This window comes from Stenotrophomonas sp. PD6 (genome assembly GCF_049199305.1).
Classification (GTDB): domain Bacteria; phylum Pseudomonadota; class Gammaproteobacteria; order Xanthomonadales; family Xanthomonadaceae; genus Stenotrophomonas.
On sequence record NZ_JBLZQD010000007.1, the window covers coordinates 40,400 to 54,193 of the forward strand.

Genomic DNA, 13,794 nt, shown 5'->3' on the forward strand with positions numbered 1-13,794 from the left:
GTTGCCGAGGGCCTGGTTTTCGCTACGCGACCGGCCAACCCGCCTTGAGCGGTAGCGTGCCGATTTAGCCAGATTCAGTTCCTCCATGGAGCCGTGGAAGCTAATCTTGAGCGCCGCTTGCCCATGGCTTGCCGGGCAATACTCTGGAAAACGTTCCGTCACAAGGACGATCATGAAAAAGCAATTGACACTCCCGCTTCTGCTCCTCGCTGGACTCGTTGCCCCCCACGCCGCTGTGGCCGAGGACGGCTACAGCGGTACCAATATGAAGTTTCTATACACCGCCGAAGTGATCGGCAAGACCGATCCTTTGGTGCGGGAGCAGTTGGCCCTGCTGCGCAAGTCGGGAATCAACGTCATTCCCGTGTCGGGCACAGATTCTGACCTTGCCGCGGTCCGCCAAGATCCGCTGCTGTCGCAGTTCAAGGTGGTGCTGATGTACAACGGCCCCATCTATGACGCTTGGAGTGGCGGCGAAGCCGCCGCGTGCACCCCAGGGAGCGAACGCCTGCCCAGCACGCTTGAATCGAAGCTCGACGAGCTCGCGAGTGTCGCGCTCCAGAACGCGGACATTGTGGTTGGCTACTACACCTTCGACGAGCCTGCGCTACCCAAGCTCTCAGTGAATCGAGGAATATGCAAGCGGTATCAGGAGCTGGTCTACCAGCGAATCCGCCAAGCCGATCCGGATAAGGTGGCGCGACCGGTCATCATCGCGAACACGATGTGGAACCTGGACGATGCGCAAATCCAGTACGGCATGAGCCCGGGTGCGCAGGATGTCGTGTTCGTGGATCAGTATGCCTACGATCTGCAGAGCCAGATCAATTACTACCGGAAGTGGCAGCAGCATGGACTGCTGCACACCGGCATGGTGCCGGTGCTCCCCGCCTTTGCTGACACCTGCCGCGACCCTGCCCTTCGCTCCAGCTTCAGGCCCACCATGGAGTCCGCGCTCCAGAGCGTCTATGGTTCCGATCGGCCTCAGAACATGGGAAGCGCCTACTTCGCCTACTGGCCAGGAAACCGGCCGGACTTCGCATTTGATGGACACAACTGCCCCGACATTCTTAATTCGGTCGTAGATGACCTGACTCACCAGCCGGACCTACAGGTCATGCGCGTAGAGACGGTACCCGCCCAATTCCTGCCGGGCCAATCCGTGCGCTTCCGCGCGGTGATCAAGAACACCGGCAATGCGACTTCGCCGATGGGCTATCACAGCGTTCTCGTTCATGAGAATGGACGCTGTTTTACTGGCGGCTGCCAGTGGGCGATCGTTTCAACGAGCTTGTCGCCAGGACAAGAAGCCACGATTGATCTGGGTCAGGGACCGAGCTGGGTGCCTACTGCCGGCCTTCACACCATTACGGCATTCGTGGACGATGCGGACCGGATCAAGGAATCCAATGAAGGAAACAACGAGCGAACGCGCGAAATTCTGGTCGGCAACAAGCCCGACCTGAAGCCTTACGTGATTGAAAGCGTACCGCAGAGCTTCAAGCCTGGAGATAGCGTCGGCTTCCGCGTTGCAGTGACCAATCGGGGGTCAATGACCGCGCCAGTGGGTTGGCTTGGCGCGGTGTATACGATCAATGGCACCTGCCCACAAACGGGCTGCCCTTGGAGCGGACTGACCACTGCGTTGGCGCCAGGAGAGTCGATCTGGCTTCCGGCAGCAGGTCCAACATGGCCTGCCGTAGCCGGGCCTCAGAGCATCAACGCGATCGTGGATGACTCCAATCAGGTTGCCGAGTCAGATGAAGGCAACAACCAGCTGCTGCGGGTGATCGACGTTTCGGACAAGCCAGACCTGCATATCGTCGAGGCATATACACAGCCTGCGCGGCCCCGTGCAGGCGACGCGACGTCGTTCGTGGCTACCGTTGAGAACAGAAGTTCCGTAACAGCCGGTGCTTCATGGGTGGGCTTGCTGGCAACCGAGGGCGGCCAATGCTTCAGTCAGGGATGCGTATGGGGAGGGCTACAGAACATGAACTTGGCTCCAGGCACGCGCGCCGTGCTCACCACCTACAGTAATGCTTGGCGCGCCACTCCAGGATTGCATGTTCTGGAGCTTACGGTGGACGACCAGAACACACTTGCTGAGTCGCGCGAAGACAACAACACGCATGAGCTGAAGATCCAAGTCGACTGATGTTCCACGACAACAGCCCGCGAACGCGGGCTGTTGTCGTCCATCATTGCGGGCAGCGTTGGCGACAGTGAGAGAACCATAGCCGACCGGCCAGGCGGTTCGACGCTGAGTGATTTACCTGGAGCGAACAGGTTGTGCAGCGTTGAGTTCATGTTCGCCTCCGATCACCCAGATCTTCGGCTGCGCCAGCACACGCATCAAGAAGGAACTTTCATCGTGAATGCGCGCATTGAATTCATCGCGTGTATAGAGCGTGGGGTTGATGGGCCGTCCCAGCACTTGCTGCGGTGCGTCCAGACGCTGCATCACATCGGCGTAGCCCAACGTGTCGGACACGATCATCAGGTCGATGTCGCTGCTCGCGGTGTCGGTGCGCTTGGCCACTGAGCCGTAGACGAAGGCGAATGCGATCTGCTCGGCAACAGGCTGCAGCGCGTCTTGAAGTGGGCCGGCCAGTCCGATGGTTTTACGGAAGATGGACACGAGTTCGTCGTGGACCGGTGCATCGGGGTTGGCTTGATAGCGCCGCTGGTTGGCCGATGGGCGGACCGTGAGCAGCCCCGCACCGATGAGCTTGGCGAGCTCGCGCTGGATGGCGCCGGAACCGCCACCGCTGGCCGCAATCAGCTCTGATACGGCGAAGTCGCGGGTGGGTTGCCCAAACAACAGGCCCAATACCCGTTGCTGGGTTTGGGTGAAGAGCGCGTCGGCCAGGCGGCTGCCTGACGGAGCGGTAGTGCTGGCGGTGGCGGCAGATGACATACCCATATTGGGCATGATAATGCCCAATATGGGTAGGTTCAATAGATGGGCCGAAACGCAGAAGCCCCGCTTTCGCGGGGCTTCTGGTTTGCCGGGCAGAGCCCGGCGCTACCGTTGGTTTAGGCGAACGGGTCCTGCAGGACCATGGTGTGATCGCGGTCCGGGCCGGTGGAGACGATGCTGACCGGGCAGCCGGCCAGCTCTTCCAGGGCGCGCAGGTAAGCACGGGCGGCGGCCGGCAGCTTGTCCCATTCAGTGATGCCGTGGGTGTTTTCGTTCCAGCCCGGGAACTCCAGGTACACCGGGGTGCACTCTTCCCAGCCCTGCGCGTCCAGCGGCGCGTATTCGGTGCGCTTGCCACGGTATTCGTAGGCGATGCAGACCTTCAGCTTTTCCATGCCGTCCAGCACGTCCAGCTTGGTGATGCACAGGCCGCTGATGCCGTTGATGGCCACGGCGCGCTTGAGCGCGACGATGTCCATCCAGCCGCAGCGACGCGGACGGCCGGTCGACGCGCCGTACTCGGCGCCACGGTCGCGGATGCCCTGGCCGATCTCGTCGTCCAGTTCGGTCGGGAACGGGCCGCCGCCAACGCGGGTGGCGTAGGCCTTGGCGATGCCCAGCACGTAGTCGATCGCGTCCGCGCCCACGCCCGCACCGGCCAGCGCGCCGCCGACGGTGGTGTTGGAGCTGGTCACGTACGGGTAGGTGCCGTGGTCGATGTCCAGCAGCGCGCCCTGCGCGCCTTCGAACAGCACGCGCTTACCCTGCTTGCGCAGGTCGTGCAGGATGCCGGCCACGTCGGACTTCATCGGCTCGACGTATTCGCCGAAGGCCAGCGCTTCGTCGTAGGTCTTCTGGAAGTCGATCGCGTCGGTGTTGAGGTACTTGGTCAGCACGAAGTTGTGGTAATCCAGCGCGGTGCGCAGGAGTTCTTCCAACTGCTTCGGGTAGTGCAGGTCGGCGATGCGGATGCCGCGACGCGCCACCTTGTCTTCATACGCCGGGCCGATGCCACGGCCGGTGGTGCCGATCGCCTTGCCGCCGGCAGCGCGTTCGCGCGCCTGGTCCAGGGCGATGTGGTACGGCATGATCAGCGGCGCGGCCGGGGAGATTTTCAGGCGCGAACGCACTTCCACGCCGGAGGTTTCCAGCTCGGCGATTTCCTTCTGCAGGGCCGCCGGGGAGATCACCACGCCGTTGCCGATCAGGCACAGCGCGTCTTCACGCAGGATGCCGGACGGAATGAGGTGCAGCACGGTCTTCTTGCCATTGATGACAAGCGTGTGGCCGGCATTGTGGCCGCCCTGGAAACGCACTACGGCACCGATTTCCTCGGTAAGCAGATCGACGATCTTGCCCTTGCCTTCATCGCCCCACTGGGCACCAAGCACTACGACAGACTGACCCATGACGGGCTCCTCGAATTGTTGCGGCCATCGGGGCCGCGGACGGGTAAACCGTAGCAGGACCGGCCTTCGCGGGGGTGACGGCTCCAATCGGGGAGCGGTCGGCGAAGGCAGGCCCAGACACGGAAAAAGCCGAACGGGGAGGCCCGTCCGGCTTTTGTGCATTATCCGGGTTTCCGGGGTCGCCCGCCACCCCGTAGGGTGGCGGATTCAACCGCCGGTCAGCGGTCGTTCTTGAGGTACTGCAGGAACGGGTCGTTCTTGTCCAGCACGATCACGCCGTTGCCGTCGGTCATGGAGCTGCGGTAGGCCTCCAAGCTGCGGTAGAACGAGTAGAACGACGGGTCGGCCGAACCGGCCTCACCGTAGATCCGGGCGGCTTCGGCGTCGCCGGCACCACGCAGGCGCTGGGCGTCGCGCTCGGCCTCGGCCACGATCACGGTGCTCTCGCGATCGGCCTGGGCACGGATGGTGAGCGACTGCTCCTCACCCTCGGCGCGCAGCTTGGCGGCTTCCTGCTTGCGCTGGGCGCGCATGCGCTCGTACACGTCGTTGATCACCTGGCTGTCGGTCGGCAGGTCGATCTGCTTGATGCGCAGGTCGATGATCTGCATGCCCAGGCCCTTGACCGCCTCGTTGATGCCGGTCAGCTGGCCGGCAATCAGCTCGCTGCGGTCGCCGGAGACCAGCTGCTGCAGGGAACGCGAGTTGATCTGGTTGCGCAGCGAGTCGGTGATGATCGGTGCCAGGCGCGCATCGGCCACGCTGGAATCGCCGCCGGTGGCGCGGTAGTACGCGCGCACGTCGGAGATGTAGCCAATGGCGAAGAAGTCGACGCTGACGTCCTTCTGCTCGGCGGTGAAGTAACGGGCCGGCGCGGTGGACAGCACCTGGAAGCGACGGTCGAACACGCGTACCGACTCCACCAGCGGCACCTTGAAGTGCAGGCCCGGCTTGATGTCGGCACGGACCACCTTGCCCAGGTTCAGCACCATGGCGGTCTGGTCCTCACGGACCACGTACACCGACCCCAGCAGGGCCAGCAGGGCGGCAACGGCCAGGCCGATCCACAGGGAACTCTTCATCGGATGGCTCCTTCACGACCGGTCGGTCGCGTGGTCGGGCGCTCGGGGTTGCGCACGCCGTCCACCGGCGTACTGGCCGGCAGCGACGGCATCATCACTTCCGGAGTCACCAGCGGGGTGGCACTGCCGGTCGCCGGGGCGGCGCGGTTGTCGGGCATCGGCACGTAGATCAGCTGACGACCATCGCCGCCGATGACCTTGCGGTTCTCCTTCAGCACGCTCTCCACGGTTTCCAGCCACAGGCGCTTGCGGGTCACTTCCGGTGCGTTCTTGTACTGGGCCTGCAGCAGGCTGAAACGCTCGGCGTCACCCTGGGCGCGGGCCACGGCCGCCTGCTTGAAGCCTTCGGCGGTGGTGCGGGCACGCGAGGCCTGGCCACGCGCTTCGGGCACGACCTTGGCCGCGTAGGCCTGGGCTTCGTTGATCAGGCGCTCCTTGACCTGCTGGGCACCGTTGACCTCGTCGAAGGCCGGCTTGACCTCTTCGGGCGGACGGGCATCGGGCAGGGTCAGGCCGGTCACGACCAGGCCGGTGCGATAGGCCTTGAGCGCAGCCTGCAGGCGTTCCTGCGCGACCACGGCCAGCGGGCCGCGGTTGTTGAGCACGGCGTTGAGGTCGGCACGGCCGACCTGTTCACGCACGGCGCTCTGCGCGGACTGCTCCAGCACCTGGTTGGCATCGACCGAGCCGAACAGGTACAGACGCGGGTCGTCGATGCGGTACTGCACGTTGAGCGACACACGCACGATGTTCTCGTCGCGGGTCAGCACCGGCACTTCGCTGTTGAAGGTCTTGATCTGGGTCGCGTTGACCTTGGTCACCGACTCGATCGGCCAGGGCAGCTTGAAATTCGGGCCCGGCTGCAGGATCCGCGAGAACTGGCCGAAGCGCAGCACTACGCCGCGTTGCTGTTCGCCGATCAGCTGGAAGCTGGAGAACAGCAGCAGCAGAACGACTGCCACCGCCACCCAACGCAGGATGCCGCCATCGAACAGGTCCTTCAGCGGTCCGGGCAATCCGCCCCAACCGCCGCCGCCGCTACCACCGCGAGGACCAAACGGCCCCCGTCGATTATCGTCGGGGCCTTGTCCGCCCTTGTTGCCGCCGGGTGTGTTCCAGGCCATGCACGCTCCATCAGTAAAGGTTGCCTGCGGGCCAGTCCCGCACCGTCAACCGTTGAATTCCGCCCGATTCTACTAGATGGGGCGGATCGGCAGGATTGGAAGGGGCAACAGGTCACAGGGCGCGATTCATACCCGCGCGGTAAGGTGGACGCCCCCATCCCAAAGGCAGCCCCATGGCCCTTCCCGACCGGTTTACCGCGTTCCGCATCCACCAGGACGACCAGGGCCACCGCAGCGGCCTGGAGCAGATCGGGCTGGACCAGCTCAACCCGGGCCAGGTGCTGATCCGTGCGGAATGGTCATCGGTGAACTACAAGGACGCCCTTGCCGGCACCGGCAAGGGGCGGATCCTGCGCCGCTTCCCGCTGGTGGGCGGGATTGACGTGGCCGGCACGGTGGTGGCCTCGACCGACCCGGCCTGGCGCGAAGGCGACGCGGTGCTGGCCACCGGGTGCGGGCTGAGCGAGACACGCGATGGCGGTTACAGCCAGTTCGTGCGGCTGGAATCGAGCGCGGTGATCGCGCGGCCGGCCGGGCTGGGTGCCCGCGAGGCGATGATCGTGGGCACGGCGGGCTTCACCGCCGCCCTGGCGCTGCTGCGCATGGTGGACAACCGCCTGACCCCGGAACACGGCCCGCTGGCCGTCACCGGTGCGACCGGCGGGGTGGGCTCACTCGCCGTGGATATCTTCAGCCGCGCCGGGTTCGAGGTGCATGCGATCAGCGGCAAGGCCGAGCAGGCCACCTACCTGCGCGAACTGGGCGCCCACGAGGTGTTGCCGCGCGACGCGCTGGCCACCGCCCGCCCGATGGAATCGGCGCGCTTCGGCGGCGGGCTGGACAACGCCGGCGGTCCGATGCTGGCCAGCCTGCTGGCCCAGACGGTGCCCTACGGCAGCGTGGTCAGTGCCGGCCTGGCCGCCAGCCCGGCGCTGGACATGACGGTGATGCCCTTCATCATCCGTGGCGTGTCACTGCTGGGCGTGTCGTCGTCGTCCGCGCCGCGCGCCCTGCGCGAGCAGGTCTGGGAGAAGCTGGGCGGTGACTGGATGCCGCGCCACCTGGACGCCATCTGCACCCGCGAGATCGGCCTTGACGGGCTGCCCACGGTGTTCGAGGGCATGCTCGCGGGAGATTCGCTGGGCCGCACGGTGGTCCGAATCGACTGAGCGTTGCAGCTGGGCGACGGACGGCGCGGGGGATGCTTCACGCTGACACGGGCGCGGCACTACACTGCGGGCATCACTTGGGGAACAACATGGCACGCATTCTGATCGTCGACGATTCACCGTCGCAGCAGCTGGGCATCAAGCGCATCGTCGAGAAGCTGGGACATGAGACGTTGACCGCCGAAAACGGCGCCGCCGGCGTCGAAGTGGCCAAGGCCGAGCTGCCCGATCTGGTGCTGATGGATGTGGTGATGCCCGAGCTCAACGGCTTCCAGGCAACCCGCACGCTGGCCCGCGAGGCCACCACGAAGCACATTCCGGTGATCCTGGTGACCACCAAGGACCAGGACACCGACCGCATGTGGGGCATGCGACAGGGCGCCAAGGCCTACATCACCAAGCCGTTCTCGGAAGACGAACTGTCCGAGGTGCTGGAGCGGGTGTTCAGCAGCAAGGAACTGCCGGGCGCGTAGTAGTGCCGGGCTCTGCCCGGCAAAACACGGGCTCTGCCCGGCAAAACATGCCTTCCGCCGGGCAGAGCCCGGCGCTACGTCAAATTTTTTCGCCGAACGCCTTGGCCAACGCCTTGTAAGCCTTCTTCTGCGCCTCGTCGGTCGGCACCGGCGCAATGATCTCGATCTCCACGATCTGGTCGCCGTCCGGGTTGCCCGGCAGGCCGCGACCGCGCAGGCGCAGCTTGCGCCCCGCATCGGAGCCGGCCGGCACCTTCAGTTCCACCGCGCCGCCCAGGGTCGGCACGCTGATCGATGTTCCCAGCGCGGCCTGCCACGGGGTGACATCCAGCGTGTACAGAATGTTGCGGCCATCCACCTCGAACTGGGGGTGGGCCGCATATTCCACTTCCAGCAGCAGGTTGCCGCCGTTGGTGCCCTGCCCGGTCAGGCGGATCACCTGGCCGGGGCGGATGCCCTTGGGCACGCGCACGTCCAGCTGCTTGCCATTGACGGTGATGCGCAGGCTGTCGCCCGCATAGGCCGCTTCCAGCGGTACCGACAGCTTGGCGCGGGTGTCGCGGATCGGCTGGGGGCCGGCACCGGCACCGCCGAAACCACTGGCGCGCCCTGCCCCGGCGCCGCCGCGCTGCCGCGCGAACAGGCTTTCGAAGAAATCGCTGAAGCCGCCACCGCCGGCGCCGCCGCCGAACACCTCCTCGAAATCGAAGCCCTGCGCCCCGCCGTAGTTCGGCGGCGCATGGAACTCTTCGCCCGGCCGGTAGCCCTGGGCCTTGAGCTGGTCGTAAGCGGCCCGCTTCTGCGGGTCACGCAGGGCCTCGTAGGCCTCATTGACCGCCTTGAACTTCTCCTCCGCGCCGGCCTCCTTGCTGACGTCGGGGTGGTACTTGCGCGCCAGCCGGCGGTAGGCGGTCTTGATTTCAGCATCGCCCGCGCTGGGTTCCACGCCCAGCGTGGCGTAGTAGTCCTTGAATTCCATCCGTACACCTCGAATAAGTTCGGCCCCCCGCGCCGGCGGAGGCCATCCCCGCAATTCTAGCGGCTGGGAGCTCTTTCGCCGTGATCGGGCGGTTGATCCTGCGCAACGCGGCGGCCACTTCGCTGCGCTACGGTGGCCCCAGTACGGACCAACGGTCCGTCCCCATCCTGCGGTTAGATGGGAATCCCCGCCGGGATTTCAACGTTTTGACGCCGCCGTTCCACCCCGCTCACTACCCTGCCGGTGAACCAGGAGCTCCCATGACCATCCAGATTGGCGACCGCATTCCCGAAGTCACGCTCAAGCGCATCCGCGAAGGCATGGAGACCCTGGACACCCATGCCCTGTTCGACGGCCGCAAGGCGGTGCTGTTCGCCGTGCCCGGCGCCTTCACCCCCACCTGCTCGGCGCGCCACCTGCCCGGCTATGTGGAGCACTTCGCCGACTTCCGCCGCCGCGGTATCGACGTGTTCTGCATGGCCGTGAACGACCCCTTCGTGATGAAAGCCTGGGGCGAGAGCCAGCAGGTGCCGGACGGGTTGCAGCTGCTGTCGGACGGCAACGGCGACTTCGCCCGCGCCCTTGGCCTGGAAATGGACGCCAGCAGCTCGGGCATGGGCATGCGTTCGCGTCGCTTCGCGCTGTACGTCGACGACGGCGTGGTGCGTGCCACCTTCATCGAAGAGCCCGGCAAGTTCGAGGTCTCTTCGGCGCAGTACGTGCTGGAGCACCTGCCCAGCTGATCCCACCGCAACAAAGGAACCCGGCCAGCCATGTCAAAGCCAGCCAAGCAACCCAAGCAAGCCAAGCAAGCCAAGCCCACGGCACCCTCCGCGGCACCCACCGCGCCGACAGCCCCCGGCATCAGCGACACCGCCACCCTGCGTGCACGCGCGCGCAAGAACATCGATGACGGCGCGATCACCGACACCTACACCGCCGACCGCAAGGCGGTGATCAAGCTGCTCAACGACGCGCTGGCCACCGAGTACGTGTGCGTGTTGCGTTACTACCGCCACTACTTCATGGCCAAGGGCATGCTGGCCGACGCAGTCAAGGGCGAGTTCCTCGAACATGCCCAGCAGGAACAGGCGCACGCCGGCAAGCTGGCCGAGCGCATCGTGCAGCTGGGCGGCGAACCCGACCTCAACCCCGCCACGCTGACCCAGCGTTCGCATGCCGAGTACAAGGAAGGCAAGGACCTGCGCGACATGGTCCGCGAGAACCTCATTGCCGAGCGCATCGCGATCGACAGTTACCGCGAGATGATCAACTTCGTCGGCGACAAGGACACCACCACCAAGCGCATCCTGGAAGAGATCCTGGCACAGGAAGAAGAGCACGCCGACGAGTTCGCCGATTTGCTGGAGGGCTGGATAGGCGAGTAGTCGCCGCCGGCAATGCACCTGCCATGGCGGGGTGGTAAGGTCGGCCACGTCCCCCTTGCAAGGAATGCATCGTGACCATTACCCGCTGGCCTGCCCCGCTCCTGCTTGCCCTGCTCGTTTCTGCCGGCACCTTCGCGCAGCCCGCCCCCGCGGCGGGCGAGCGTTCGCCGCCGTCCCCGCACTGCCTGGATGCACGCGGGGTACGCCAGCTCGAGCAGGCCAGCCCCGCGGCCATCGCTGTGCTCGGTGCCAATGGCCAGGCGTACCGCCTGGAGTTCACCGATGCCTGCCCCGGCGTCAACGAGGCCGAACAGGTGCGGCTGGACGCACCCGATGGCTGGGCCTGTGGCAGTCCCGGTGAGCGCCTGGTGGTCGACGGACGCACCTGCGCGGTGGCGGCGGTCGGGCTGATGGACAACCGCAGCTTCGCCGAAACCGCCCGCGAGAGCAGCCGCCAGTACGCGGCCACCCTGCCGACGGTCAACGTCACTGGAAAGTCGGGGCGCAGCAACCGGAGCCAGGCCTTCCAGGGCTCACCCCAGTTCTGCTTCGCCACGCGGAACGTGCGCGGCTGGAACGAAGACCCCAAGGGGGTGGTGGTGGAAACCAACCCGAAGAAGAACGGCGGTCATCGCTACTACCACCTTGAGCTGGGCAGCAGCTGCAGCATCCTGGACGGCGCCACCGCCGTGGACTTCCAGTCCGGTTTCCAGAACGGGCTGATCTGCGGCAACCCGGGCGACCGCATCGTCATGGCCGACAACGGTCTGGTCAACGACGGCGAGGGCGGCGATCAGCGCAGCCACACACCCCGCTTCGCCCGCCCCGGCTGTTCGGTACTGGCCGTCTACCCCCGGGAATGACGGCTACCGAAGGATCCGGAACCGCACCTGGGTCCACGCACCGTCGGCGGCCAGCGCGGTGAGCGTGTGCTCACCCACTTCGTCGAAGTCGCGGCGGAAGGTGCGTGCACCCTCGGTGCGTGCGATCCAGCGGTCATCCAGCAGCCAGTCCACCGACTGCTCGCTGCCCAATGCACGCAGCTGAAGCCGCACGCCGTGCTCCGCGTTGGGCGCACGCGCCAGCGTGGCGCGGTCGTTGAGCCCTTCGATATGCAGGCTGCCGGCGCTGCTGCGGCCATCGTCGCGGCAATCGGGCGACAACGCCGGCAGCTGCGCGGCCTGCCGCTGCGCCTGCGGCAGCCAGGGCGATACCAGCGCGGGCCAACGTGCGATTTCGCGGGATTGCGCCTCGTGCGGTTGCGTGCACTCCGGCGACAGCCGCAGGCCGCTGCGCGCATCCACCTCGAAACGCTGGCGTCCCGCCTGCCACAGGCGTGCATCGCGTTCGGCGAAGGTCGGCGGCACCACGTCGTCCAGCACGAAGGCCTGCAGGCGGCGCTGGCACAGGGCCGCCGGAATGTCGTCGGCACGCTCGCCGGTGGGCCAGCACACCTCGGCCTGCGACACGCTGGCCGGCATCGGCGCGGCGCTGGCATCGCCACTCTGCCGGGGCAGGCTGTCCACCACTTCGAACATCAGCGGCAGCGCGGTCACGGCCCCGTATTGGCCCGGCAGCGGCGTACCATCCGGGCGGCCCACCCACACCCCTACGGTGTAGTGGCGGGTGGTCCCGATCGCCCACGCGTCGCGGTAGCCATAGCTGGTGCCGGTCTTCCAGGCCACGCGCGGCCGCCCGGTGACGTCGAACGTGCCTGCGCCGTAGCCCGGCCGCGGATTGGATTCGAGCACCTCGCGGGTGATCCATGCGGCACCCGGTGACATCAGCCGCCGTTCGATCACCGGGTCCTGCGCGGTGTAGCGCACGCGCCCGGCGATGCCATTGCGGTTGAACGCCGCGAAGGCGCCCACCAGATCCTCGAGCCGGGCGCCCGTGCCGCCCAGGATCAGCGACAGGTTGGGCGCGCTGCCCTGCGGGAAACGCAGGTTGATGCCGGCGTGCGACAGCCGCGCGGCGAAGCGTGCCGAGCCGACCCGGTCCAGCAGATCCACCGCCGGCACATTGAGCGACAGCCGCAACGCGGTGGCCGCGCTGACCGGGCCATTGAAGGCGGCATCGAAGTTGCCGGGGCGGTAACCCGAGAAGCTCTGCGGCGCGTCGACCATCAGGCTTTCGGAATGGATCAGCCCGTCATCGACGGCCATGCCGTACAGGAACGGCTTGAGGGTCGAACCCGGCGAGCGCCAGGCCTGCACCATGTCCACATGGCCGAGCCGCTGCTTGTCGCCGAACGCCACGGAACCCACATAGGCGCGCGCCTCCAGGGTGCGGTTGTCCACCACCAGCAATGCCGCCGAGGTGCGTTCGGGCAACTGCGAGAAGTACGACGACACCCGTTCCTCGAGCGTGCGCTGCAGGCCGATGTCCAGCGTGCTCTCGATGCGTGCGGCGCGTGGCTGCGCCGAATGCAGCCGCTGCGCCAGCAGTGCGGCGTGCAGCGGCGGCTGCAGCGCGCGGGTGACCACCGCTTCGATGCGCGCGTCGTCCACTTCGTCGCGCGACCACACGCCGAGCGCCACCATGCGCTCGAGCACCTTGTCGCGCGCCGCCTGCGCGGCCTCCGGATGCCGGTCCGGGCGCAGCCGGCTGGGCGACTGCGGCAGCACCGCCAGCAGCGCCGCCTCGGCATGCGAGAGCTGCGCCGCCGGCTTGCCCAGGTACGCCCAGCTCGCCGCTTCCACGCCCTCGATGGTGCCGCCGTACGGCGCGCGTTCCAGGTACAGCGCCAGGATCTGCGGCTTGCTCAGGTGCAGCTCCAGCTGCACGGCACGCAGCAGCTGCTTGGCCTTGCCCCAGGGCGTACGCGTATGCGGGTCGAGGATGCGCGCGACCTGCATGGTGAGGGTGGAGCCGCCGGAGACGATGCGCCGCTCCAGCACCCATTGCTTGCCCGCACGCAGCATCGCCCACGGGTTGACGCCCGGGTGCCGCCAGAACCAGCGGTCTTCGTAGTTGAGCAGCGCCTGCAGGTACAGCGGCGAGACGCTGCCGGCGCTGGCCGGGTAGCGCCACACCCCGTCGGCGTCGGCGAAGGCACGCAGCGGCGTGCCATCGCGTGCCACCACCAGCGTGCTGGTATCGCGCTGCTTCGGCAACGGCGGCGGAAATGCCAGGTCCAGCACCACCAGCAACGCCAGCAGCGCGGCCGTGCCCCAGCGCAGCGCGGGCCACAGCCACGGGCGCCACCGGGTCCAGCGCAGTCGGGAACGGAGGGAGATCATTGTTT

At 66.6% G+C, this 13,794-nt stretch carries 12 protein-coding genes; 6 read left to right on the forward strand and 6 right to left on the reverse strand.

Going from position 1 to position 13,794, the window contains the following annotated elements:
• The first annotated feature begins 172 nt into the window (after positions 1-172).
• Entirely contained in the window at positions 173-2,158 is a 1,986-nt protein-coding gene (locus tag ACOZHM_RS11725; protein WP_421569431.1) for a CARDB domain-containing protein, read from the forward strand.
• A gap of 114 nt (positions 2,159-2,272) precedes the next feature.
• On the opposite strand, the gene ACOZHM_RS11730 is transcribed toward ACOZHM_RS11725, so the two are convergent.
• From ACOZHM_RS11730 to hflK, 4 genes are all read right to left on the reverse strand, one after another.
• The gene (locus ACOZHM_RS11730; protein ID WP_421569432.1) at positions 2,273-2,920 is read right to left on the reverse strand and encodes a transcriptional regulator; all 648 of its coding nucleotides are present in this window, start codon (positions 2,918-2,920) and stop codon (positions 2,273-2,275) included.
• 119 nt (positions 2,921-3,039) lie between these two features.
• Complete coding sequence (locus ACOZHM_RS11735) at positions 3,040-4,332, reverse strand: adenylosuccinate synthase (RefSeq protein WP_421569433.1); 1,293 nt, start codon at positions 4,330-4,332, stop codon at positions 3,040-3,042.
• 218 nt (positions 4,333-4,550) lie between these two features.
• Positions 4,551-5,414, reverse strand: a complete 864-nt coding sequence (gene hflC, locus ACOZHM_RS11740) for a protease modulator HflC (RefSeq protein WP_421569434.1) — start codon at positions 5,412-5,414, stop codon at positions 4,551-4,553.
• Positions 5,411-6,538 carry an FtsH protease activity modulator HflK gene (gene hflK / locus ACOZHM_RS11745; RefSeq protein ID WP_421569435.1) on the reverse strand — a complete coding sequence of 376 codons (1,128 nt, stop codon included), beginning with the start codon at positions 6,536-6,538 and terminating at the stop codon, positions 5,411-5,413. Before hflK ends, hflC begins: the two co-directional genes overlap by 4 nt.
• 173 nt (positions 6,539-6,711) lie before the next feature.
• Between hflK and ACOZHM_RS11750 the strand changes: the two genes are divergently transcribed.
• The gene (locus ACOZHM_RS11750; RefSeq protein ID WP_421569436.1) at positions 6,712-7,707 is read left to right on the forward strand and encodes a YhdH/YhfP family quinone oxidoreductase; all 996 of its coding nucleotides are present in this window, start codon (positions 6,712-6,714) and stop codon (positions 7,705-7,707) included.
• An 89-nt stretch (positions 7,708-7,796) separates the two neighbouring features.
• Positions 7,797-8,180 (forward strand): twitching motility response regulator PilH, encoded by a 384-nt coding sequence (pilH, locus tag ACOZHM_RS11755; RefSeq protein ID WP_421569437.1) that lies wholly within the window; start codon positions 7,797-7,799, stop codon positions 8,178-8,180.
• A gap of 79 nt (positions 8,181-8,259) precedes the next feature.
• Here the strand turns inward: pilH and ACOZHM_RS11760 are convergent, their stop codons facing one another.
• Entirely contained in the window at positions 8,260-9,159 is a 900-nt protein-coding gene (locus ACOZHM_RS11760; RefSeq protein WP_421569438.1) for a DnaJ C-terminal domain-containing protein, read from the reverse strand.
• 260 nt (positions 9,160-9,419) lie between these two features.
• On the opposite strand from ACOZHM_RS11760, the gene ACOZHM_RS11765 reads away from it, so the two are divergent.
• The 3 genes from ACOZHM_RS11765 to ACOZHM_RS11775 all read left to right on the forward strand — a co-directional run bounded on the left by ACOZHM_RS11765 (position 9,420) and on the right by ACOZHM_RS11775 (position 11,410).
• The gene (locus tag ACOZHM_RS11765) at positions 9,420-9,902 is read left to right on the forward strand and encodes a peroxiredoxin (RefSeq protein ID WP_421569439.1); all 483 of its coding nucleotides are present in this window, start codon (positions 9,420-9,422) and stop codon (positions 9,900-9,902) included.
• Positions 9,903-9,932: 30 nt separating this feature from the next.
• Positions 9,933-10,547 carry a ferritin-like domain-containing protein gene (locus ACOZHM_RS11770; RefSeq protein ID WP_421569440.1) on the forward strand — a complete coding sequence of 205 codons (615 nt, stop codon included), beginning with the start codon at positions 9,933-9,935 and terminating at the stop codon, positions 10,545-10,547.
• Between the two features lie 71 nt (positions 10,548-10,618).
• Positions 10,619-11,410, forward strand: a complete 792-nt coding sequence (locus ACOZHM_RS11775; RefSeq protein ID WP_421569441.1) for a hypothetical protein — start codon at positions 10,619-10,621, stop codon at positions 11,408-11,410.
• Positions 11,411-11,413: 3 nt separating this feature from the next.
• Here the strand turns inward: ACOZHM_RS11775 and pbpC are convergent, their stop codons facing one another.
• Positions 11,414-13,789, reverse strand: a complete 2,376-nt coding sequence (gene pbpC, locus ACOZHM_RS11780) for a penicillin-binding protein 1C (protein WP_421569442.1) — start codon at positions 13,787-13,789, stop codon at positions 11,414-11,416.
• Between the last annotated feature and the right edge of the window lie 5 nt (positions 13,790-13,794).